Below are 22,724 nucleotides of genomic sequence, written 5' to 3' on the forward strand. Positions count from 1 at the left end.
GATGATATCCCGCTCACGAAACGGTTTTATCTTACCTTTAAAGTGATTAAACAAATGATTGCGAACAATACTCCTATGATGATCATTCGGTTGACAATTTTACTTTCGTGATAACCTTCTTTTTGATAATGATGATGAAGAGGCGACATTTTGAACAAACGGTTGTTCTGTGCGTACTCTAAACCATGTTTTCTCTTTCTATATTTAAAAGTCCCCACTTGCAGCATTACCGATAGATTTTCAATCAGGAAAATCCCGCACAGTACCGGAATCAGTAATTCTTTTCGAAGGATAATTGCCAAAACGGCGATGACCCCACCCAACATCAAACTTCCTGTATCTCCCATGAACACTTGCGCCGGATACGTATTGTACCAGAAAAACCCAATTACAGCCCCAACCAACGCGAGCGCGAAAATGGTTGTCTCACCCATATTGGGTAAGAACATGATATTCAGATAATCGGCAAAAATGATATTCCCCGAGAGATAGGCAAAAAGCGATAAGGTTAAGAGTATGACGACGCTCGTGCCGGCGGTGAGACCGTCGAGACCATCGGTGATATTTGCACCATTTGAAACGGCTGTAACAATAAAAATGACCATAGGAATAAAGATGATCCAGGCCCATTCTTGCGCATCTTCTGGACTCATCCAAAATAAGATTCCGCTATAATCGAATTCATTATTCTTTACAAAAGGAACCGTAGAAACCGTAGATTTCTCCGTTTTCATAAAATTAGCTTCTACGTTATTCCGGTTGATCTCTTTGGCATCTGCATATTTTCTTTTCACAGTGATGTCCGGATGAAAATACATGGTAACACCAACGATCAAGCCTAAACCAACTTGTCCGATCACTTTAAACTTCCCGCTAAGACCGTCTTTGTTCTTTTTAATTTTCTTTAAGTAATCATCAATAAATCCGATGGCGCCCATCCAAACAACAGAAATGATCAATAGAATAATATAAATATTTAAAATTCTTGTAAATAATAAAACAGGGATTAAGGTTGCCAAAATGATAATTAAACCACCCATCGTCGGCGTACCTTCTTTTTGTTTTTGCCCATCAAGACCTAAGTCCCGTACCAATTCACCCATCTGTTTATTTCGCAGATAGTTGATGATTTTTTTACCAAAAACCAACGCAATCAGGAGCGACAATAAAACCGCCATCCCAGCACGGAAGGAGATAAATTTAAACATGCCCATTCCCGGAACGTGAATCCCGTGGCTGTTTAAATATTCAAATAGGTAATATAACATAGTGTTTTATTTAAGCTTCAATTCTAATTATTTTGACATCAATCTCGCGAGTTCAATAATGGTTTCTTTATCATCAAAATGATTTTTCACGCCATTAATTTCCTGATACGTTTCGTGTCCTTTGCCTGCTACCACAATGATGTCTTTTGGTTCAGCAAATTTAATGGCCATTTTAATCGCTTCTCTTCGGTCTGGAATTGAAGTGTATTTGCTGAAGTTTTGTGGTTCTACACCCGCTTCAATTTCTTTAATAATATCTCCAGGGTTTTCCGTCCTTGGATTATCAGAAGTAATGATTGCTAATGTTGATTTACGGGTGGCAATTTTTCCCATTTCGGGACGTTTTGTAGTGTCTCTATCGCCGCCACAACCAAATACAGTAATTAATCTTTCGTTTTTGGTTCTGATCTCATTAATTGAATCAAGCACATTTTCTAAAGCATCTGGCGTATGAGCATAATCGACCACGAAGAAAATTCCACCGTCCGATTTTAAAGTTTCAAATCGTCCATTCACTCTTGTTAATTGTGACATTGCGGGTAAAATATCGTCTTCATGAAAGCCACATTCTACGGCAACTGAGTAAGCAAGAAGTAAATTATATGCGTTGAATTTCCCCGTCAAGGTCGTCCAGAATTCTTTTCCATTAAAGTTGAGCAGCATTCCGTTAAAATCAACTTCTATGATTTTACCGTGAAAATCTGCCATCGTTTTCAAAGCGTAGGTTTTTTTCTTTGCTTTGGTGTTTTGAAGCATTACGTTTCCGTTTTTATCATCAACGTTAGTAATGGCGATGGCGTCGGAATTCAAGTCATCAAAGAATCTCTTTTTGGTTTTGAGATATTCCTCAAACGTTTTATGATAATCTAAATGATCGTGCGTAATATTGGTGAAGCCTGCGACCTTAAATTGCAAACCTTCCGTTCTGTGCTGATGAATTCCGTGGGAAGAAACTTCCATGAAAGCATATTCGCACCCAGCTTCAACGGCCTGTGCTAAAATTTGATTCAAACGGATAACATCTGGTGTTGTATGTGTTGACGGAATAACTTCGTCACCAATTCGATATTCTACGGTGGAAATTAAAGCTGATTTAAAACCCAGAGTTTTAAAAATATCAAACAAAAGAGTAGTGGTCGAAGTCTTGCCGTTCGTTCCGGTTATCCCGATGAGGTTCAGTTCATCAGAAGGATTTCCATAAAAATTAGAAGCAAGATGTCCTAAAGTTTTTGTCGCATCTTTCACTTTTACATAAGTGATTCCCTCTAATATTTTAATAGGTAAATTCTCGCAAACAATTATAGTCGCTCCCTTTTCAATAGAAGAAGCGATAAAATCATGACCATCAGAAACAGTTCCTTTTACTGCAACATAAAGTGCGTCTTCAACTGCTCTGCGGCTGTCGAAAATCAGTTCTGAGATCATTCGGTCTTTATTTCCGATAATTTCAAGGACTGGGATTCTGTTTAATATATGTTCTAAATTCATTTTGCTCATTTCTGTATGGACAAGTCTTGACAAGTCTCCAATTGTGTTTCCAATTAATTCTGCAATTGCAGATAGATTCTTTGGTCTTTATTCATAATAGTTCCTTCTAAAGGAAACTGTTCTTTTATTTTCCCTACCCCTTTATAATCAACGCGATAGCCTTGATTTTCCAATTGTGGAATAATATTTTTACCAATCAAGCCTGTTACGTTAGGCATCTGATTCTGTTTAACCGCAATTTTCACAGGTGCGTGAATCATTTTGCTTAAATCGACTTTTTTGTCAACCAACATCGATTCTTCAATGTTTTGCGGAGTTTTCAAAAATGTTTTTCCGGCAATCTCTTTAAATACTGGTGCCGAAACGGTTGAACCATAAAAACCTTTGGAGTTATCCGGTTGGTTAATCATTACGATGCAAGTATATTTCGGATTGTCAGAAGGATAAAAGCCAGCAAAACTAGCTTGATATTTTGCAGGTCCCGGTTTCCAATATTCAAATCTGGCTGTTCCTGTTTTTCCCGCCATTTTTAAATTCGGTGTGAAAATACTCTTTGCCGTTCCTTTCTCCACTGCTTTTGTCAGAGCATTTGTCATTAAAGTAATGGATTTCTGAGAAGCCATTTTCTTTACCATCACCTGTGGTTTTGCTTCGTATAATGTTCGTCCGTCTTTCAGAATCTTTTCAATGAAAAGCGGTTTTAGCATTACGCCGTTGTTAGCAATTCCATTGTAAAAAGTGGTCAGTTGTAAAAGGTTGAATCGGGAAGAATATCCGTAAGCCAAAGAGGCTAAAGTAGCGGCATTCCATCTTTTATCGTCTGGTGTAACGATGTAAGGTTTCGTGATTCCCGGAAGTTCAATATCCATTTTATCGAACATTTTCCAACGTCTTAAATGATCTAAAAATACTTGAGGCTTATCTGCATAAAATTTGGTAATCAACTTGGCTGAACCTACGTTGCTTGATTTCGCCAGTACATCAGAGATTTCATAAGTGCCGCCACCGTGACCATCGGAAATTCTTTGTTTAGCGTAAGTCCAAACGCCATTCCCAACATTTACGGTCGTGTTTTCATCAATAAATCCATCGTCCATTGCAGCAAGCAGTGAAACGGTTTTGAAGGTGGAACCAGGTTCGGTAGCATCTTTCAGAGCGTAGTTGTAAGCATCCGCGTATAATCCAGGTTCTGTTCTTCTTAAGTTGACCATCGCTTTTACCTTTCCGGTGGAAACTTCCATTACCACTACAGATCCGTGATCAGCATCGAAATGAACGAGTTGCTTTTCTAAAGCTGAATGAGCAATATCCTGAATTCTTAAGTCGATGGTGGTGTAAACATCCTGACCATCGATAGGTTCGTTCACTTTCCAGTAATCGATAGGTTTCCATTGGCTGGAGTTAACTCGTTGTTCGAGTCGGGTTCCATCAGTTCCTGTAAGAAATTTTGAAAAAGCTCCTTCCAGACCAGATTTGGCGATTTCATTATCCATCCCGATGGTTCCGGCTCCAATTTGAGTGGTTGCCAATTCTCTTTTGTAGTTTCTGTCGACGATAAATCCACCTCTGTTTTTTCCTTTTTTGAAAATCGGAAACTGGCGAATACGGTCGTAATCGTCAAAGTCAAGACCTTTTACCAAAGAGTAATATTGGTTTTTAGCTTTTTTCTGCTGATCAAACCGGTCTCTGAAATAGCTTCTAGGCTTTCCGAACATGGTAGATAATGAATCGGTTAAAGCACCAATATTGTTAGAGTAAACGGTGTCTTTAATAATTTTAAAATCCAGATAAACATCGTAACGCATTACAGTGGTCGCTAAAATTGAACCGTCTGATGCATAAAGGTTTCCTCTCGCGGCTTTTAAAGTTGCTTCGCGGTAATTTTTATTGATGTAATCGTCTTTTATTTCCTGTACATTGGTGTTTTGTAAAACCAGAATTCTACCCAAAAACACCACAAACAAAATAAAGGCAAACCCTGTAAAAAGGTAGCCCCATCTCAATGTGTTTGAGCGTTTTTTTTCAAATTCATTTTGTACTGCCATCTAAACTATCTAATTTTATCAATATTTTGTGTGGATGATTTTCTAATGATAGCAGTGAATCCTGTACCATTTCTTTTCCTAATTCTGATTCTAATTTTACTTTAATGAGTCTGCTTTGAGCATACGCATTTCTGGATTTAAACTCTTCGGTCTGTTCTTTTAAAACATTAACATGTTCGATTTTTGTACTCACCAAGTGGTTGCTGTAAATCATGATCATTAATAAAAAGAACACCAACACAAAATACCGGTAATGAATTTTTACTTCATCACGATTCAAGAAATTTCCTTTTATAATATCAATAAAAGTAAGTCTCTTTTGTGGGCGGTTTGCTGGTCTTTTTGCCATAAATTCTAAATGAGTAATAAATAATTAGCAATGGGTAATTATATTGCTGATTGCTTATTACCAGTCCTTTATAATTTTATTCCTGTTCTTAATTTTGCACTTCTGGCTCGGGAGTTTTCTTTTATTTCTTCACCATCCGGAACTACTGCTTTTGTTTGTAAAAGGTCAAATGTCTTGGCGTAATTTCCATAGATGTCTCTTGCTGGTTCGCCTTCAAACATGCCATTTTTTAAAAATCTTTTGACCAATCGGTCTTCTAAAGAATGGTAAGAAATGGCAACCAATCGTCCACCTGGTTTTAAGATTCGATGTGCCTGAACTAATAGTTCTTTGATCACTTCTAATTCCTGATTAACCTCAATTCTAATCGCCTGAAAAATTTGCGCGTAGACTTTATTCTGCTTAAACTGCGGTATGTAGCTGAACAGTTTTTTCAGATCTTCAGTAGTCTCAATTGGTTTGTCTTTTCTGTGAGCAACGATTTCTCTTGCTAATTTTCTTGACTCTCTGATTTCACCATATTGAAACAAAATATCTGCGATATGATCTTCTTCATATTCATTGATGACTTTTTTCGCATCCAACATTTGCATCACGTTCATTCTCATATCTAACGGCGCATTGCTTCTTGTTGAAAAACCACGTGCTGCTTCATCGAACTGATGAGAAGAAACTCCGAAATCAGCTAAGACTCCATCAGCTTTAGAAACTCCGTACATCATCAACGCATTTTCTAAAAATCTAAAGTTTTGATTGATAAGCGTAAATCTTGGGTCGTCAATATTATTTTTCAGTGCATCCAGATCTTGATCGAAACCATACAGTTTTCCTTTTTCAGAAAGTCTGCTCAGTATTTCACGAGAGTGACCGCCACCTCCGAAAGTACAGTCGATGTAGATTCCGTCTGGATTTGTCACCAAATCATCGACACTCTTCTTCAGCAAAACAGGATTGTGATACATTTTTATTAGTACTAGTATATTGTTTTAAATTTCTTCGAACGGTCTATAATTCCTCTTCATCAAAGCTGATGGAACCCATCACTTCTTCAGCAAGTTTCGCGAAATCCTCTTCGGAGGTTGCGATAACCTTCTCATATTCGTCTTTATTCCAAATCTCAAAAAGTTCTCCAGCGCTGGTGATCACCACTTCTTTTCGAAGATGAGCAAAAAGCGTAAGGTCTTTCGATATTTGTAATCGTCCTGCATTATCAGGTTCTACGATCTTAACGCCCGCCGTAAACATTCGAATGAAATCTGCATTTTTCTTGATGAAACGGTTGAGCCTATTGAGTTTACTCATCAACTGTTCCCACGCTTGCATTGGGTAAACCTCCAGACATGGTTGAAACACAGCACGTTTAACTACAAAAGATTCATCGCCGAAATCTCCCATCTGTTTTACCAAAGATGAGGGGAGTTTCAGCCGACCTTTATCGTCTATTCTGCATTCGTATGTCCCGATGAAATTCTTCATTTGGGACAAATTTATATAAAAATTTCCAAAAGCTCCCACTTTTTCCCACTTTTTGACTTAATGTTAATAAGTTTTGAATTTTATATTAAAGTATTGATTAAAAAGTAGTTAAAAATTGAATTTAATTTTAAGCTAGAGAAGTTGGTAGTTCGGTTGAAAAAACCTAAATTTATTTTATAAAAGATGCCGAATCAATTTCATTTGGCGTTTAATTTGTATTTTTGCAAACGCTTATCGCGTATTATTTATGATATTTAAAACAAAAAAGGACAAGAAGTTCGCTTATATAGAAGCTGGAGAAGGTAACCCTGTGATTTTATTGCATGGTTTAATGGGTGGTTTAAGTAATTTTGATGATACCGTTAATTACTTTGCAGAAAAAGGATTTAAGGTTTTTGTTCCTGTGCTTCCTATATATGATTTACCAGTCCTAAACACCAATCTTACTACCATTGCAAAATATGTTGCAAAGTTTATTGAGGAAAAAGTTGGTGGACCTTCAACGATCGTAGGAAATTCTATGGGCGGTCATGTTGGTTTAATTCTCACACTGGCAAGACCTGATTTGGTTACGAATTTATGTCTCACCGGTAGCTCCGGTTTATACGAAAAATCTTTTGGCGACAGTTTCCCAAGAAAAAGCGATAAAGAATATATCAGAAAGAAAACAGAAGAGGTTTTCTTTGATCCGAAAGTGGCAACCAACGAATTGGTGGAAGAAGTTTTCGCGGTGGTGAATGATAGAATGAAAGGAATTAAAACGGTAATGTTAGCGAGAAGCGCCATTAAACATAATATGTTGAATGATTTACCTAAAATTACCATTCCAGTTTGTTTGATTTGGGGAAAGCAGGATAATGTAACGCCTCCAGAAGTAGCCGTTGATATGCATAAATCTTTGCCTAACTCAGAATTGTTCTGGATTGAAAATTGTGGTCATGCAGCGATGATGGAAAAGCCAGCCGAATTTAATGATCTCTTATATTCTTGGCTGAAGAAACAGAAAAAATAGTGGAGTGGAAGTTTAACCTTCCATTTTTCATTTAATTATATTTTTAAAAAGACACCGATTATGGTTATCAAGACAGCAGAATTTGTAAAAAGCAGTGATAAATGGCAGGATTGTCCTGAACCAACGATGCCAGAATATGCATTTATAGGAAGATCAAATGTTGGGAAATCATCATTGATCAATGCTTTGATGAATCATAAATATTTGGCGAAAACTTCTGGAACTCCTGGGAAAACCCAATTGATCAATAATTTCGTTATTAATGGAAGTTGGTCTCTAACCGATTTACCAGGTTACGGATATGCAAGAGTTTCAAAAACAATGCGTCGCGATTTTGAAAAGTTAATTACCAACTATATTCTCAACAGAAAAAACCTGGTCAATCTTTTTATTTTAATTGATTCGCGCCACACACCACAAACCATCGATATTGAATTTATTGAATGGTGTGGTGAAAACGGTATTCCTTTTTCAATTGTGTTTACCAAAGCAGATAAGTTGAAGCCTACTGTCATTGCGGCAAACGTTGAAAATTACAAAACAGAACTTTTGAAAACATGGGAAGATCTACCTGAAATCTATGTTACTTCTGCCGAGAAGAAAACCGGGGGCGAGGGAATTCTGGACTTTATTACCAAGACCAATGAATTCTTAATGCACAATCACGTTAAATTCTAACGCACCTTCTTTATCTTTTTTAAAAATGGAAAATTTCATTTGGAAAATTAAAACCTTTGATGAACAGTCAGCTCACGAATTGCACGCTGTTCTAAAAGCAAGAATTGATGTTTTTGTGGTAGAGCAAAACTGTCCTTATCCAGAAGTTGATGGTGATGATCCAAAAGCTGTTCATCTATGGGCGGAACATAATGGTAATGTTGCAGCTTATTGCAGAATATTTCAGCCAGGAATTAAATATGATGAAAGTTCTATCGGTAGAGTTTTAACTACTCAAAAATACCGAAATATCAATTTAGGAAAAACCTTGATGAAATTTGCCATCGCTACAGTCGAGGCAAGATTTCGAACAAATTCTATAAGAATATCCGCGCAAGATTATCTTCTATCCTTTTATACTGAATTGGGTTTTGTCGCAACAGGAAAAAGTTATCTGGAGGATGAAATCCCTCATTCTGAAATGCTGAGGTCGTTAATATGCTCTGCTGATTAATCGCTCAATTTCCTTTAAAAACTCCAAACTTTCAAATACTAGATCCCTATTGTTTTCTTCGTTTCATTAAAAAAGTGTCAATTATTTTTGGTTTTCATTTGTAAATTATATACTTTTACAAAAAATCAATTAACTTTTAATATTATGAAAAAAATTTTACTAACGGGTTTTGCACTGGTTTCAATGGTGTCTCAAGCGCAAACATGGGTGGATCAAGCTACAAATTTTCCTGAAAATTTTGGTGTTGATGAGATTTCTTTAGTGGATGCAAATACAGTTTGGACATTTGCTTATGACGGATCAGGTGGTGGCACTTATCCGAAGATTGTTTCCAGAACAACAAACGGTGGGACAAGCTGGACCGCTTCTACAATTAATGGTCCTGGATCAAATGCTTTAATTTCAGATCTTGATGCACTTGATGCAAATACGGCTTGGGTTGTAACTGCACCATTTGCAGCTGGAACGAATGCAAATAGAATGTGGAAAACAACCAACGGCGGTTCTACATGGACACAGCAAACTATTGGTTATGTTGCCGGATCATTTGCAAACCATGTTTATTTCTGGGATGCAAACAATGGCTGGACAAGTGGAGATCCTTTAAACGGGAAATTCGAAATGTATAAAACCAGCAATGGTGGAAGTTCTTGGACATTGGTTCCAGGAGCACCAGCGCCTGACAATGGCGATGACTTTACTTACGTAGGTTTGAAAGAAGTAGTGGGTGATAATATTTGGGTTGGAACGAGTTTAGGGAAAATTTTACGTTCTACCGATAGAGGAACATCCTGGACAGCAAGTTATAGTCCAGCGTTAGACTTTGGTGGGGTAATTACTTCAGGTTCTTCTGGCGCGTTTGCCTTTAAGAATGGAACAAATGGTCTTCTAGTTACAGTAGACGGTGCAGATGCCGTTTTAACTACACAGGCAGCTTTGTATTCAACATCTGATGGTGGTGCAACTTTCGATCCAATAACTCCAACTGGACCTTGGTATTTTGGTGATATCACTTATGTTCCCGGAACAGCAAATACCTACGTGTCTACAGGTATTAATTCAGGAAAACCTGAATGGATGGGATCATCATATTCTACTGATGGTGGATTAACCTGGACTGCAATCGACGCTGGACAGCAAAGAGGAAAAGTTGCTTTTTTAAATGCTACCACAGGTTGGGCAGGACAGTTTAGCGATGGACCTTCAGGACTGGAAGGAATTTTAAAATTCAATGGTAATCTAAGTTTAGGCGTTTCAAACAATGCAGTAAAAGCCGGATTACAAATTTATCCAAACCCTGCGGGCGACGTTGTAAATATTTCTGCTAAACAAGAAATCCAAGCGATTACTATTATCGACCTTTCTGGTAAAAGAGTGCAGAGCTTAAAACCAGCAAAACAAATCAATGTATCTTCTTTAGCAAAAGGAACTTATATCGTACAGGTTCTTTATACAAATGGATCTGTTGAGAATACTAAATTAATGAAAAAATAATCTTCATATTATTTTCTATTGAATGGATGAGAACTTTCTCATCCATTTTTTTTTGATATGACAGAAGTAAAATGAATTTCTTAAATTAGCAACTTAAATAAATTATTAAATGAAAAGAATTTTTTTATTACTCACGTTTATGTTGAGTTTCCTGCAATTGAAAGCAGATGAGGGAATGTGGCTTTTAAGCATGATTAAAAGATTGAACGGCGTCGATCTTAAAAAAGACGGTTTAAAATTAACACCCGAAGAAATCTACTCGGTCAACAATTCCAGTTTAAAAGATGCGATCGTACAATTCGGTGGCGGCTGTACGGCAGAAATGGTTTCTAAAGAAGGTTTGTTATTCACCAACCACCACTGTGGTTACGGTAATATTGCAGCACTTTCTACTCCAGAAAAAGATCATTTAACCAATGGTTTCTGGGCAATGAAAAAAAGTGAAGAACTTCCTTCAAAAGGACTTTCTGTAAGATTTATGGTGAGAATGGATGATGTTTCTAAAAGAATCAACGCCAAACTGAACAACAACATGTTTGCTGAAGAAAGAAATGACATCATCAGTGCAGAATATAAATTGATCCAGGCTGAAAATTCAGAGAACGGAAAATATACGGTCGTAGTAAGAGATTTCTATAACGGAAATGAATTTTACTATTTTGTATATCAGGATTTTAAAGATGTAAGATTGGTAGGTACTCCTCCAAACGCATTAGGGAAATTTGGTGGCGATACAGATAACTGGGAATGGCCAAGACATACTGTAGATTTTTCTGTGTTCAGAGTATACGCAGATGCCAATGGTAATCCAGCAGAATATTCCCCAAGCAACGTTCCAATGAAACCTAAGCATTCTCTTCCTATTTCTTTAAAAGGTTACAAACCGGGAGACTTTGCAATGATTTTAGGATTTCCAGGAAGAACAAACCGTTTTTTAACTTCTTACGGAATTGAGCAAATGGTTACTAAGGATTATCCGGCTTGGGTAGAAGCTTCAAAAATGGCGATGGATGTGATGAAGAAATACATGGACAAAGATCAAGCTACCAAGATTGATTATGCTTCACAGTACGCTTCAGTAGCCAACTACTGGAAAAACAGACAAGGAACAATTGATGCCGTGAACAAGAACGGAACAATCGCTGACAAGAGAAAACTGGAAGGAAAATTTGAAACCTGGGCTTTATTGCCAGAGAACGAAGCAATGTACGGAGCGGTCTTGCAAGAGATCAAATCGAATATCAGCCAGACTTCTGAGCGAAATAAAGAAAGAAATTATTCTTCTCAATTGCAGAGAAATGCAAAATATATCCCGATTGCTTATCAATTAGGTTCTGTTTTGAAAACGTATGCTGATCAGGATGATGCAGGAAAAGTTGCAATGAAAACCAAAGTAACTGACCAAATTGATAGAGTATATGATAAATTAAACGTTAAACTGGAAGGCGAAATGTTGAATTCTATGGTTCAGCTTTATCAGCAAAGAGTGGGTAAAGATGTTGGGTCTCCAACCTTACTTGCTGCAGATGCCAAAAATCTTTCAACGATGGCGTTCGCATCTATTTTTGCTAACAAAGAATCTGTAATGAATTTTGTAAACAATCCTGACCGATTGAAAATTGATGCAGATCCTTTAATGAAAATGGCCAATGCTTTTGTTGAAGATCAGAAATTGAGCGGTGAGAAATATTCAAAAATTGATGACGCTTTAGCTAAAAATAGCAGAATCTTTTTAGATGGTCTTAGAAAATCTCAGCCAGAAACAATGTTTTATCCAGATGCAAACTCTACCATGAGATTGACTACGGGTAAGATTACGACACTTCCGGAGAGAACAGATAGAAATTATGCTGGAATCAAAGAAAAGGATAATTACTATACCGAAATCAACGGAATGGTAGCGAAGCATAAAAAAGGTGATGAGGAATTTGAATTGCCTCAAAGATTTCTTGACTTAGTTAAGAAAAAAGATTTCGGACAATACAAAGATAAAAAAGGCTTCATGCCTGTCAACTTCTTGTCTGATAATGACATCACAGGAGGAAATTCTGGTTCGCCAGTTCTTGATGGTGACGGAAACTTATTAGGATTAGCATTCGACGGAAATAGCGAAGCTTTGAGCGGTGATATTATTTTTGATCCGAAATTGCAGAAAACAATTAACGTAGATGTAAGAATGGTTCTTTGGACTATTGAAAAATACGGAAATGCAGGTCACTTAATCAGTGAAATGGTTTTGGTAAAATAATTCAATTAAGAATTGTAAAGGCCGCTGAAGTTTTTCAGCGGCCTTTTTTCATCTTTATTAAAAGTGATTTATATTATTCATAATTAGATTGTAATAACAAATACTTAAAGTGATTCATGGAATTTGATGATTTTATTAAGGAGAAAAAAACAATAGACTTAGCGAAAGCAAATGTTGATGCCTTGAAATATTTGGTGTTTTTTCTAGTGATTTTCGCCGTGCCTTATTTTTTGATCTGGGGTTTTAAAATTCCAGAATTAGACTCGGAAAATTTAATTCTACAAGCGTTGACTCCTTTGTTTGCATTGCTGGTTGGAATTATCGTTCACGAACTGATCCATGGGTTTTTCTTTGCGCTGTATGCTTCCACAGGAATGAAGCCCATAAAGTTTGGGATTCTCTGGAAGACGTTGACGCCTTACTGTCACTGTAAAGAGCCTTTGAAAATCAAGCATTACATCATTGCCTTGCTTGCTCCATTACTTATCTTAGGAATTGTTCCTGCGGTTATCAGTTTGATGAATGGTAATTTATTTTTACTAGTACTGGGAATTATATTTTCCGCCGCAGCAGCCGGAGATCTTATGATTTACCTGCTTATTAAGAAAGAAAATCCTGAAGATTATGTTCAGGATCATCCGTCGGAAGCCGGTTATTATATTTTTAGAAAAAAATAAAGCGAAGTTAAATCTTCGCTTTTATGTTAGTTAACTTCGGGTCTGAGCATTCCCAAATCTCCAAAATGTTTTTTGAATTTGGCAACCTTCGGTCCTACAACTGCGCTGCAGAAAGGCTGAGAAGGATTCGCCTCGAAATATCCTTGGTGATATTGTTCAGCAGGCCAGAATTTCTCCAGTTTTGTGATTTCAGTTACGTATTTCCCACTGTATTTTCCAGAAGCTTCAGAAAGTTTCAGCGCTTCTTCGGCTCTCTTTTTTTCAGCTTCATCTTTGTAAAAAATAGCTGAGCGATACTGAGTTCCGATATCATTTCCCTGTCTGTTTAATTGCGTCGGATCGTGTAAGAAATAAAAGACGTCCATCATCTGCTCGTAAGAAATGATCTTGGGGTCGTAAGCCATTTGTACGACTTCTGCGTGACCTGTTTCTCCGGTGCAAACCTCCTCGTAAGTTGGATTGTCTTTATGTCCACCGGCGTATCCTGACGTCGTCGATTCTACGCCTTTCAATAGATCAAGTACGCTGTCAACGCACCAAAAGCATCCGCCACCGAAAGTCATATATTCTAAATTTTGATTGTCCATTTTTTATATTTAATTAAAGTTTTCTCTCTTGAAATTGATCAATTTATGAGAGTAAGAATTAATACTTTTTAATTGATTAAAACTAAATTATATTTAAAATCATTGACGATTAAAAATATTTCTTAGTTCTATATTTTTAGGAATACCAAGCCAGTCACTTTTCCCAAACCAAAGCGCTTGCTCCGAGAATTGCAGCATCAGCTTCATCGAGTTCGCTGAAGACCAATTTAACCTTATCTCGAAAGATGGGTAAAAGATTTCTTTCCATGTGAAGCTTAGTTGGTTTCATGATAAGATCGCCAGCTTTGATGACGCCGCCGAAAAGCAAGATCGCTTCAGGTGAAGAGAACATCACGAAATTGGCCAAAGCTTCTCCTAATTTCTGACCTGTATATCTGAAAACTTCTATCGCCGTAGGATCTCCTTTCATGGCACATTCATAAACCACCTTCGAATCGATCTCTGGTTCTGGATAATCGTTCAGCATTGAATGCGGAAATTCTGCACGCATCTTTTTTGCCGTGATCGTGATTCCAGTGGCTGAGGCGTAAGCTTCTAAAGAACCTTCTGAGCCTGTGCTCCAATGTTTTCTACCACCAGGTTTTACGATGGTATGGCCCAACTCTCCAGCAAAGCCATCATGTCCGTAAATTAATTGGCCGTTAGCGATGATTCCACTACCAACGCCGGTTCCTAAAGTGATCATGATAAAATCTTTCATTCCTCTGGCGGCGCCAAACATCATTTCTCCTAAAGCTGCAGCATTGGCGTCATTGGTCATTTTACAAGGAACTTCAAACTTCTCCGTCATTAGCTTTGCAAACGGTATAATTCCTTTCCAGTGAAGGTTTGGAGCTTGTTCAATAGTTCCTGTATAGTAATTAGCATTGGGTGCACCGACTCCAATTCCATCGAATTGTCTTTGGCCGCAATGCTTCATGATCAAAGGAGAGACTTCATCGTACAATGCATTTATAAAATCATCTACAAGAGGATAATCATCAGTTTTGAGTTTTCCTTTTTCTAAAATTTCGCCACGGTGATTTACGAGTCCGTATTTGGTATTGGTTCCACCAATATCAACGCCGAGTGCTACTTGCTTGGATAGGTCTATTAATGCCATTAATGAAATTATTTAGTCACTAAAATTACAAAAAATATAAGGAATAAAATAAAAAAACTTCTTCAATCGAATTGAAGAAGTTTAAAATATAATTTGTGAATTCTTACGCTGGGATTTCTCCTTTGTACAAGAATGAAATAATTTCTTTGTTCACTTTTTCTACCATTTCGGTGAAAAGGTAAAAAGATTCTTGCTTGTAAATAACCAATGGATCTTTCTGCTCGTAAACTGCACCTTGAGAAGAACGTCTTAGATCATCCATTTCTCGTAAGTGTAATTTCCAGTTTTCATCGATAATTGCCAGAGAAATATTTTTCTCGAAATCATTGATCAATGAATCACATTGAGTATCGTGAGCTTCTTTCAAGTCAGTAACGATGGTCATGGTTTTAATTCCATCGGTGAAAGGAACCTGAATCATTTTAAACATTGAACCTTGGTTTTGGAATACATTCTCTATAATTGGGAATGACTTTTCTTTCAAGAGATTCAACTTCATTTTGTAATCTTCAGTTGCTGCTTTGAAAAGAATATCCGTTAATTCTGGAACCTGTTTGGTTTTGAACTCACTTTCAGTAAACGGAGCTTCCATGGTGAAATATTTAATGATCTCATGTTCGAAATCTTTAAAGTCTCCTTCTAATTTTCCTCTCGTAACCAATGATTCCGATACGTCAAAAATCATATTTGAAATATCATACTTCAAGTGATCACCGAACAAGGCGTTTTTTCTTCTTTTGTAGATAACATCACGCTGTTTGTTCATCACATCGTCATATTCCAACAATTTTTTTCTGATCCCGAAGTTATTCTCCTCAACTTTTTTCTGTGCTCTTTCGATAGACTTAGAGATCATTCCGTGTTGAATTACTTCACCTTCTTTATGACCCATTCTGTCCATCATTTTCGCGATTCTTTCCGAACCGAAAAGACGCATCAAGTTGTCTTCCAATGAAACATAGAACTGTGAGCTTCCTGGATCTCCCTGTCTTCCGGCACGACCTCTTAACTGTCTGTCAACACGTCTCGAGTCATGTCTTTCTGTACCAACAATTGCCAAACCTCCGTTTTTCTTAACTTCTCCTTGCAATTTAATATCCGTACCACGACCAGCCATATTGGTTGCAATGGTTACCACTCCAGGACCACCAGCCATTGCTACGATTTCTGCCTCTCTTGCGTGAAGTTTCGCATTCAATACATTATGCTGAATTTTTCTCAACTGTAATGCTTTCGATAATAGTTGAGAAATTTCTACTGAGGTTGTTCCCACTAAAACTGGTCTTCCGGCAGAGGTTAATCTTTCAACTTCTTCGATAACTGCGTTATATTTTTCACGATTCGTTTTGTAAACTAAATCCTGTCTGTCATCTCTACTAATCGGTCTGTTGGTAGGAATTACCACTACATCCAATTTATAAATTTCCCAAAGCTCACCTGCTTCAGTTTCTGCCGTACCTGTCATCCCTGCCAACTTGTTATACATACGGAAATAGTTCTGTAGGGTAACGGTTGCAAAAGTTTGGGTAGCAGCTTCAATTTTTACATTTTCTTTCGCTTCGATCGCCTGGTGAAGTCCGTCAGAATAACGTCTTCCTTCCATGATACGACCGGTTTGCTCGTCTACGATCTTCACTTCACCATCGATCACTACATATTCGTCATCTTTCTCAAATAATGTATAGGCTTTTAACAACTGACTAAGCGTATGAATTCGTTCTGATTTAACAGCGAAATCACTGAAGATTTTTTCTTTCGCTTCGAACTCTTCTTCTTTCGATAAGTTCTGTCTTTCTATTTCTGCGATCTCTGTTCCGATATCGTTTAAAACGAAGAAATCTTTATCTTCATTTCCAGCAGACATGTACTCTACTCCTTTATCGGTCAGTTCAATCTGATTGTTTTTTTCATCAATAACAAAATACAGATCCTTGTCAGCAAGGGGCATGTCTTTGTTATTGTCCTGCATATATTGTCCCTCCACTTTTTGAAGAAGTGCTTTGTGCCCACTTTCAGAAAGGAATTTAATGAGCTGTCTGTTTTTCGGCAAACCTCTATATGCTTGAAGAAGTTTGAATCCTCCTTCTTTTGTATTTCCGTTGGTGATCAGTTTTTTCGCTTCATGGAAAATTGCACTTACGGTCTTTTTCTGAATTTCTACAATTCGGTCAATGGAAGGTTTCAACGTATCAAATTCCTGACGGTCTCCTTGCGGAACCGGACCAGAAATAATCAACGGTGTTCTTGCATCATCTACTAAAACTGAATCTACCTCATCGACAATGGCAAAGTTTAATTCACCCTGAACCAATTCAGAAGGTGAAGTAACCATATTGTCTCTCAGGTAATCAAAACCAAATTCGTTGTTGGTTCCGTAAGTAATGCTTGACTGGTATGCTTTTCTTCTGGCGTCAGAATTCGGTTGGTGATTATCAATACAATCGATCGTCATCCCATGAAACTGATAAATTGGACCCATCCAAAGGGAGTCACGTTTTGCCAGATAATCATTTACGGTTACTACGTGAACACCTCTTCCCGGAAGAGCGTTCAAATAAATTGGTAAGGTTCCTACTAAAGTTTTACCTTCACCAGTTGCCATCTCCGCAATTTTACCGCTGTGCAAAACTACACCACCAATGAACTGAACATCGTAGTGAACCATGTCCCATTTAATTGGTGTTCCAGCTGCATCCCAATGGTTTTTCCAAACGGCAGTATCACCATCTAATTCAATAAAATCTTTGGTTGCTGCAAATTCCCGGTCTAACTCAGTTGCGGTAACACGAATTTCTCCGTTTTGTGCAAGTCTGCGAGCGGTTTCTTTGATCAGCGCAAATGCTTCAGGGAGAATTTCATTCAGAACTTTCTCTTCAATTTGATAAGAGTCTTTTTTCAAAGCTTCAATTTTTGTAAAGAGTGTTTCTTTCTCATCAACGTTCGTAGAATTCTTGATCTGTTCTTTGGTTTCCTCTATCTGTGACGTAATACTCGCAGTTGCAGTTTTTAATTTCTCTTTAAACTCAGCAGTCTTAGCCCTTAGTCCATCGTCGGATAATTCTCCAATTTTCGGTTCTACTGCTTTTATTTTATTTAAAACTTTTTTTGTTTCCTTGAGGTCGGTTACATTTTTGTCACCAAGGAAGCCTTTAAGAACATTGTCTATAAATCCCATAGTATTTGCTTTAGGCTTTATGCGCGGGAGCATGCGGCCATTTTTAAATTTAAATTTTTAGAATTTTTCTAAAATGTAAAAGTCGATTGTCGAAACGACGATCGACTGTGTTTTTTAATATTCATCTTCATTCCAGAGGAAATCATCATCGGTTGGATAATCACTCCAAACCTCTTCAATAGACTCATAGATCTCTCCTTCGTCTTCGATGGCTTGAAGATTTTCTACCACCTCCATTGGTGCACCTGTTCTAATTGCGTAATCAATAAGTTCCGCCTTCGTCATAGGCCAAGGTGCGTCGCTTAAGTAAGAAGCTAATTCTAATGTCCAATACATATAATATAATTTTTTGCAAAAATATAAAAATCAACGACATAAAAGATGTTTTTGTCTTTGATTTTCAACAAACTTTGATTAATTGTTAATTTTTTTTCATGAACCATTTCTCAAAAACCATTCCACAAACTTTTTTATGCCATTTTGGAAATGGGTTCGTGGCTGATAACCGATTAACGTTTTGGCTTTGTGGATGTTTGCATTGGTTTTCTGGACATCCCCGGCTTGGAGTGGCAGATTTTTTTTGACTGATTTTTTTTCTAATTCATTTTCAATAACCATTACCATTTCATTCAAATTGATGACTTCATTTTCGCCTAAATTGATAATTTCATAAACCTGGTCATGAGTTTCAATATAGCAGATCGATTTATGCATTCCCTCAATAATATCATCGATGAAAGTGTAATCTCTCGCCGTAGAACCATCGCCGTAAAATGGAATTTCCTGTTTTGAAGAAATGAGTTTCGTGAATTTATGGATCGCTAAATCGGGTCTTTGTCGTGGTCCGTAAACAGTGAAAAAACGTAAATGGATCATGTCAACTCCATATAAATGATGATAAACATGTCCGAGAATTTCGCCGCATTTCTTTGTAGCAGCGTAAGGTGAGATGGGTTGGTCGACGGAATCATCTTCTGAAAAAGGCGTTTTCTCATTATTGCCATACACGCTGGAGCTGGAAGCGTTGATGAATTTTTTAACTTCAAAATCTTTACACAATTCCCAAAGATTCATGGTTCCTTTGATATTCACTTCCTCGTATTCTAAGGGACGCTCAATGGAAGGACGTACGCCCGCTAAAGCAGCCAGGTGAATGATTAAATCGATCTTATGTTTTTGAAAAATCGTCTGTAAACCCTCTTTATCTCTAATGTCCTGGTAATAAAGTTGGTATTTTTTTGAGGAGGTTTCAAAGATGAGTTTCTGGATATCCAACTCTTTCTCGTGGAAAGAAAACTCAAGCGTTTTACCAACAGATTCTAAAGTGTTCTTAATTTTAATTTGATAATCGTAAAAATCATCAAAATTGTCAATGTTAATGACAGAATGTCCATTTTTCAATAAGTGTTCTACCAAATGGGAACCTATAAAACCCGACCCGCCTGTGACAAGATAATTCATTCTGTATATTTAAAACGCTAAGGTATGGATTTAATAAAAAATCTGTTCGTACAACTTTTAAATCTTTTCTGTTTTTTTAAAATCAAAATTGATCTTTTAATACCGAGATAGAATGATATTAAATTAAACTAAGTCATTCATTATAATAGACTTAAATACTATTTCTGTTTGTTTTTTTTGTAATTTTGTTATCCTAAAAACCAAAGTTATGAAACACCAAATCATCAATTATGCGCTAGCTATTACCGCTACAGTTCTTATGATTACATCATGTAGTAAGAACGAAACTGAAACGCCCCAAATGGATAATCCCGAAGTGGTTTGACAACTCCAGATCCATTATTAGAGAATGATTCTACCAACTTAAGCTATGATTCTGCTACCGTAAAAACAGCCGTTGGAGTTCAGGACGAAGAGCAAAATGCCATCAAAGCTGAAAAAGCAGATGCTGAAAAACTGAATAAAGACAAAGAAATGATGAAGTAGCATTTTTTCTTTTATCATCTTAAAAACATCCTCATCCAGGATGTTTTTTCTATATTTGACTCAAATATTTACGCATGAAATTCACGGGACAAATTCTTAAAATGGCGACGCAAAACGGGCAGCCTATTCAATACTTTCTTAACCTTTCACACGATTTAATTAATATGAATCAGTTAATTGGTAAAAATATTAAATTAAAGCATATTGGCTACGAGTGCGTAAGTTGCAGTAATGATGAGAAGATCTACCGAATGGGTTTTTGCAAAAAATGCTTTTTCGAAAGTCCTTTTGCCAGTGAATCGATTATTCGCCCGGAATTGTCAACGGCTCATTTAGGTGTAGGTGAACGTGACCTGGCAGTAGAAGAATCCATACAATTAAAACCACATATCGTTTATCTTGCTTACACTGGTGATGTAAAAGTGGGGGTAACCAGAGAATCTCAAATCCCGACCAGATGGATCGACCAAGGAGCCACTTTTGCGCTGCCAATTGCCAGAACTGAAAATCGCTATGAAGCCGGAATGATTGAAGTTGCCATGAAAGAGCATCTTAACGATAAAACCAACTGGCGAAAAATGCTGGAAGACGATTTCGAAGATGATTTGGATCTGGCCGATTTTCGGGAAAAAGTAAAAAATTATTTTCCAGATGATTTCAAAAATTTCTATTCAGAAAATGCTGACGTTACAAGGTTAGATTATCCTTATGAAGCACCAGAAAAAATAACTTCTTTTACTTTAGATAAGAAACCTGAATTCGAAGGAATACTAAATGGTATTAAAGGGCAGTACCTTTCTTTCGAAGGTGGAAACTTTATTAATGTAAGAGGACATGAAGGTTATGTAGTTGAATTGGAAATCGGATGAAATACTTGTTGTGCTTATTAACTTTTCTAATGATTTCTTGCGAGTCCAAATCGCAGGAATCTAAAGTTGATTTGTCGAAAGCAAATATTTCATACCAGGAAATTGATAAAGAAACCGGTTGGAAAAGAGTATTACTGATCCAACCAAATAAATGGGGCTTCATTGATGATAAAGGAGAAATAAAAATTCCGTTTGTTTATGATTTTATAAATCCGTTTGAGAATGGAATTGCATATTCTAAAAATGGGAATAATGAATTCTTTGTCAATTCTAAAAATGAGATCGTCATCAAAGGTGATTACTACAAGATGGATATTTTCTCAAACGGATTAGCAAGTGTTGAAAAGAATAATAAAGTTGGTTACATCAATCCGAAAGGAGAATTAATAATTCCATTGAAATATGACACTGGCGGATATTTTAATAAAAATGGATTAGCCGAAGTTTCTCTCGGTAAAAAATATGGTTTCATTAACCAGCAAGGTCAGGAAGTGATTCCGATAATTTATGAAATGGTAAAAAGCGAACAGCTTGATGATTTAGTCATTGTTCGCAAAAATTATAAATGGGCTTTTTTCGACAAAAAAGGAAAACAGCTTTCTGACTTTTTATATCACGACGTTCAACGTGCCTGGAAAAATGACCGAACTACTTTTTTTGAAAATGGTCCCGCGTCTGTAAAACAAAATGGGAAATATTCTTTCCTCAACAGAGATTTAAAGCCTGCTTTTTCGAATGTGGTTTTTGATTCTGCAACTTCTTTTGATTCTAACAGAAATGCTATTGTAATGAATAAGGGGAAATTTGGAATGATCAAAGATGATGGTCAATATAGTGTTTCGCTTCAATATGATTTAATTGAAAATTTTAATTCTAATGGAAATCCTAATCCGGAATTTTATTTTTTTGAAAAAGGAAATATCGAGGGATTATTTAATAAGAATTTGAAGAAGATCGCCGAAGCTAAAAGAGATGATTATTCCAGTTCATTTTCTCTTCAGGGAGATTATATTTCGTCGCAGAATTTTAAAGGAAAGTATGGTTTAATTGACGCAGAAGGAGATGAGAAAATTCCATTTATTTATGATGAAGGTTTATACTTTGATAGAGATGATTATTCAATTGCGAAGAAAAATAACCGATTTGGGATTATTAACCTCAATAATGTAGAATTAGTACCAATAATTTATCAGTCCCTAGATCCTGTTTTTGATCAGTGGGATGAAAAGCCAAAAAGTTCACCCAATTACTTTGTTGCAAAAACTGAATATGGAGCAAAAATTTTAGACCTTAATAACAAAACAATGCTGTCGGGTTACGAATCAATTGATCCTATTTTTAATGACCATTTTAAACTTATCGTTCAGAAAAACAAAAAATTCGGAATTGTAGATTTAAAAAATAAGATTATTCTTCCAGTAGAATACGATGAAATTTCAAACTGGACAGAATATGGACCAAGACATTCTAAATTTATCGTAAAGAATGGAAAAACTGGATTAATTGACCATGAATCTTTTAAGATCACAATTCCACCTATTTATGATCAATTCAGATATTTAAATGGTTTGATTTTCGCTAAGAGAAATGATAAGGTTGGAATTATAACTGAAGACGGAAAGGTTCTCTGTGATTTTATTATGATGAAGTTTATCCTAATGAAACTGATTTTTATGGATATGCTAAAAATGAACCCAGAATTTATGCAAGAAAGGGAAATTCTTATTTTCAGATCGATGCCAAAGGAAAAGTTTTAAAATCAGGTTTATCTGAAAGATTCGTGATAGAGAATCGT

At 36.6% G+C, this 22,724-nt stretch carries 20 protein-coding genes; 9 read left to right on the top strand and 11 right to left on the bottom strand.

What is annotated here, in order from left to right:
* Nucleotides 1–26: 26 nt before the first annotated feature.
* The 6 genes from mraY to mraZ form a co-directional block, all read right to left on the bottom strand.
* Nucleotides 27–1,268: a phospho-N-acetylmuramoyl-pentapeptide-transferase gene (gene mraY, locus ACEYOS_RS06105; protein WP_373707335.1), complete on the bottom strand. Its 1,242-nt coding sequence runs from the start codon at nt 1,266–1,268 to the stop codon at nt 27–29.
* Nucleotides 1,269–1,295: 27 nt separating this feature from the next.
* A complete protein-coding gene (locus ACEYOS_RS06110; protein ID WP_373707336.1) occupies nt 1,296–2,756 on the bottom strand; it encodes a UDP-N-acetylmuramoyl-L-alanyl-D-glutamate--2,6-diaminopimelate ligase in 1,461 nt (486 codons plus the stop codon).
* A gap of 53 nt (nt 2,757–2,809) precedes the next feature.
* Nucleotides 2,810–4,801: a penicillin-binding transpeptidase domain-containing protein gene (locus tag ACEYOS_RS06115; protein ID WP_373707337.1), complete on the bottom strand. Its 1,992-nt coding sequence runs from the start codon at nt 4,799–4,801 to the stop codon at nt 2,810–2,812.
* Nucleotides 4,785–5,150 (bottom strand): FtsL-like putative cell division protein, encoded by a 366-nt coding sequence (locus tag ACEYOS_RS06120; RefSeq protein ID WP_373707338.1) that lies wholly within the window; start codon nt 5,148–5,150, stop codon nt 4,785–4,787. The genes ACEYOS_RS06115 and ACEYOS_RS06120 overlap by 17 nt, the downstream gene beginning before the upstream one ends.
* Before the next feature lie 68 nt (nt 5,151–5,218).
* Nucleotides 5,219–6,112, bottom strand: coding sequence for a 16S rRNA (cytosine(1402)-N(4))-methyltransferase RsmH (rsmH, locus tag ACEYOS_RS06125; protein WP_373707339.1), 894 nt, complete (start codon nt 6,110–6,112; stop codon nt 5,219–5,221).
* 43 nt (nt 6,113–6,155) lie between these two features.
* Entirely contained in the window at nt 6,156–6,626 is a 471-nt protein-coding gene (mraZ, locus tag ACEYOS_RS06130; RefSeq protein ID WP_373707340.1) for a division/cell wall cluster transcriptional repressor MraZ, read from the bottom strand.
* 247 nt (nt 6,627–6,873) lie between these two features.
* Here mraZ and ACEYOS_RS06135 point away from each other — a divergent pair, with 247 nt between their 5' ends.
* The 6 genes from ACEYOS_RS06135 to ACEYOS_RS06160 all read left to right on the top strand — a co-directional run bounded on the left by ACEYOS_RS06135 (nt 6,874) and on the right by ACEYOS_RS06160 (nt 13,228).
* Nucleotides 6,874–7,638, top strand: a complete 765-nt coding sequence (locus tag ACEYOS_RS06135) for an alpha/beta fold hydrolase (RefSeq protein WP_373707341.1) — start codon at nt 6,874–6,876, stop codon at nt 7,636–7,638.
* Nucleotides 7,639–7,698: 60 nt separating this feature from the next.
* Complete coding sequence (yihA, locus tag ACEYOS_RS06140) at nt 7,699–8,316, top strand: ribosome biogenesis GTP-binding protein YihA/YsxC (protein ID WP_373707342.1); 618 nt, start codon at nt 7,699–7,701, stop codon at nt 8,314–8,316.
* 25 nt (nt 8,317–8,341) lie between these two features.
* Nucleotides 8,342–8,809: a GNAT family N-acetyltransferase gene (locus ACEYOS_RS06145; protein WP_373707343.1), complete on the top strand. Its 468-nt coding sequence runs from the start codon at nt 8,342–8,344 to the stop codon at nt 8,807–8,809.
* A 144-nt stretch (nt 8,810–8,953) separates the two neighbouring features.
* Nucleotides 8,954–10,303 (top strand): T9SS type A sorting domain-containing protein, encoded by a 1,350-nt coding sequence (locus ACEYOS_RS06150; protein ID WP_373707344.1) that lies wholly within the window; start codon nt 8,954–8,956, stop codon nt 10,301–10,303.
* 109 nt (nt 10,304–10,412) lie between these two features.
* Nucleotides 10,413–12,551 (top strand): S46 family peptidase, encoded by a 2,139-nt coding sequence (locus ACEYOS_RS06155; protein WP_373707345.1) that lies wholly within the window; start codon nt 10,413–10,415, stop codon nt 12,549–12,551.
* A 116-nt stretch (nt 12,552–12,667) separates the two neighbouring features.
* Entirely contained in the window at nt 12,668–13,228 is a 561-nt protein-coding gene (locus ACEYOS_RS06160; RefSeq protein WP_373707346.1) for a DUF3267 domain-containing protein, read from the top strand.
* A gap of 26 nt (nt 13,229–13,254) precedes the next feature.
* Here the strand turns inward: ACEYOS_RS06160 and msrA are convergent, their stop codons facing one another.
* The 5 genes from msrA to ACEYOS_RS06185 form a co-directional block, all read right to left on the bottom strand.
* Nucleotides 13,255–13,815 (bottom strand): peptide-methionine (S)-S-oxide reductase MsrA, encoded by a 561-nt coding sequence (msrA, locus tag ACEYOS_RS06165; protein WP_373707347.1) that lies wholly within the window; start codon nt 13,813–13,815, stop codon nt 13,255–13,257.
* Nucleotides 13,816–13,969: 154 nt separating this feature from the next.
* Nucleotides 13,970–14,938: an ROK family protein gene (locus ACEYOS_RS06170; RefSeq protein ID WP_373707348.1), complete on the bottom strand. Its 969-nt coding sequence runs from the start codon at nt 14,936–14,938 to the stop codon at nt 13,970–13,972.
* 103 nt (nt 14,939–15,041) lie between these two features.
* Nucleotides 15,042–18,113 carry a preprotein translocase subunit SecA gene (gene secA / locus ACEYOS_RS06175; RefSeq protein WP_373707349.1) on the bottom strand — a complete coding sequence of 1,024 codons (3,072 nt, stop codon included), beginning with the start codon at nt 18,111–18,113 and terminating at the stop codon, nt 15,042–15,044.
* Between the two features lie 114 nt (nt 18,114–18,227).
* Nucleotides 18,228–18,449 carry a DUF2795 domain-containing protein gene (locus ACEYOS_RS06180; protein ID WP_015807225.1) on the bottom strand — a complete coding sequence of 74 codons (222 nt, stop codon included), beginning with the start codon at nt 18,447–18,449 and terminating at the stop codon, nt 18,228–18,230.
* A 96-nt stretch (nt 18,450–18,545) separates the two neighbouring features.
* Nucleotides 18,546–19,574: a GDP-mannose 4,6-dehydratase gene (locus ACEYOS_RS06185; RefSeq protein ID WP_373707350.1), complete on the bottom strand. Its 1,029-nt coding sequence runs from the start codon at nt 19,572–19,574 to the stop codon at nt 18,546–18,548.
* A gap of 321 nt (nt 19,575–19,895) precedes the next feature.
* Here ACEYOS_RS06185 and ACEYOS_RS06190 point away from each other — a divergent pair, with 321 nt between their 5' ends.
* The 3 genes from ACEYOS_RS06190 (at nt 19,896) to ACEYOS_RS06200 (ending at nt 22,686) form a co-directional block, all read left to right on the top strand.
* On the top strand, nt 19,896–20,060 hold the full coding sequence (locus ACEYOS_RS06190; RefSeq protein ID WP_373707351.1) for a hypothetical protein: 165 nt from the start codon (nt 19,896–19,898) through the stop codon (nt 20,058–20,060).
* 74 nt (nt 20,061–20,134) lie between these two features.
* On the top strand, nt 20,135–20,929 hold the full coding sequence (locus ACEYOS_RS06195) for a DUF2797 domain-containing protein (RefSeq protein ID WP_373707352.1): 795 nt from the start codon (nt 20,135–20,137) through the stop codon (nt 20,927–20,929).
* Nucleotides 20,930–20,958: 29 nt separating this feature from the next.
* On the top strand, nt 20,959–22,686 hold the full coding sequence (locus ACEYOS_RS06200; protein WP_373707353.1) for a WG repeat-containing protein: 1,728 nt from the start codon (nt 20,959–20,961) through the stop codon (nt 22,684–22,686).
* The last annotated feature ends 38 nt before the right edge of the window (nt 22,687–22,724 follow it).

It is taken from the genome of Kaistella sp. (assembly GCF_041824135.1).
Classification (GTDB): domain Bacteria; phylum Bacteroidota; class Bacteroidia; order Flavobacteriales; family Weeksellaceae; genus Kaistella.

What these genes read in the sequence shown, in the direction of transcription:
- ACEYOS_RS06150 (WP_373707344.1), top strand. Translation starts at nt 8,954, where the DNA reads ATGAAAAAAATTTTACTAACGGGTTTTGCACTGGTTTCAATGGTGTCT.
- ACEYOS_RS06185 (WP_373707350.1), bottom strand. Translation starts at nt 19,574, where the DNA reads ATGAATTATCTTGTCACAGGCGGGTCGGGTTTTATAGGTTCCCATTTG.
- mraY (WP_373707335.1), bottom strand. Translation starts at nt 1,268, where the DNA reads ATGTTATATTACCTATTTGAATATTTAAACAGCCACGGGATTCACGTT.
- mraZ (WP_373707340.1), bottom strand. Translation starts at nt 6,626, where the DNA reads ATGAAGAATTTCATCGGGACATACGAATGCAGAATAGACGATAAAGGT.
- ACEYOS_RS06115 (WP_373707337.1), bottom strand. Translation starts at nt 4,801, where the DNA reads ATGGCAGTACAAAATGAATTTGAAAAAAAACGCTCAAACACATTGAGA.
- ACEYOS_RS06120 (WP_373707338.1), bottom strand. Translation starts at nt 5,150, where the DNA reads ATGGCAAAAAGACCAGCAAACCGCCCACAAAAGAGACTTACTTTTATT.
- ACEYOS_RS06145 (WP_373707343.1), top strand. Translation starts at nt 8,342, where the DNA reads ATGGAAAATTTCATTTGGAAAATTAAAACCTTTGATGAACAGTCAGCT.
- ACEYOS_RS06200 (WP_373707353.1), top strand. Translation starts at nt 20,959, where the DNA reads ATGATTTCTTGCGAGTCCAAATCGCAGGAATCTAAAGTTGATTTGTCG.
- ACEYOS_RS06155 (WP_373707345.1), top strand. Translation starts at nt 10,413, where the DNA reads ATGAAAAGAATTTTTTTATTACTCACGTTTATGTTGAGTTTCCTGCAA.
- msrA (WP_373707347.1), bottom strand. Translation starts at nt 13,815, where the DNA reads ATGGACAATCAAAATTTAGAATATATGACTTTCGGTGGCGGATGCTTT.
- ACEYOS_RS06135 (WP_373707341.1), top strand. Translation starts at nt 6,874, where the DNA reads ATGATATTTAAAACAAAAAAGGACAAGAAGTTCGCTTATATAGAAGCT.
- yihA (WP_373707342.1), top strand. Translation starts at nt 7,699, where the DNA reads ATGGTTATCAAGACAGCAGAATTTGTAAAAAGCAGTGATAAATGGCAG.
- ACEYOS_RS06170 (WP_373707348.1), bottom strand. Translation starts at nt 14,938, where the DNA reads ATGGCATTAATAGACCTATCCAAGCAAGTAGCACTCGGCGTTGATATT.
- ACEYOS_RS06180 (WP_015807225.1), bottom strand. Translation starts at nt 18,449, where the DNA reads ATGTATTGGACATTAGAATTAGCTTCTTACTTAAGCGACGCACCTTGG.
- ACEYOS_RS06160 (WP_373707346.1), top strand. Translation starts at nt 12,668, where the DNA reads ATGGAATTTGATGATTTTATTAAGGAGAAAAAAACAATAGACTTAGCG.
- ACEYOS_RS06110 (WP_373707336.1), bottom strand. Translation starts at nt 2,756, where the DNA reads ATGAATTTAGAACATATATTAAACAGAATCCCAGTCCTTGAAATTATC.
- secA (WP_373707349.1), bottom strand. Translation starts at nt 18,113, where the DNA reads ATGGGATTTATAGACAATGTTCTTAAAGGCTTCCTTGGTGACAAAAAT.
- rsmH (WP_373707339.1), bottom strand. Translation starts at nt 6,112, where the DNA reads ATGTATCACAATCCTGTTTTGCTGAAGAAGAGTGTCGATGATTTGGTG.
- ACEYOS_RS06195 (WP_373707352.1), top strand. Translation starts at nt 20,135, where the DNA reads ATGAAATTCACGGGACAAATTCTTAAAATGGCGACGCAAAACGGGCAG.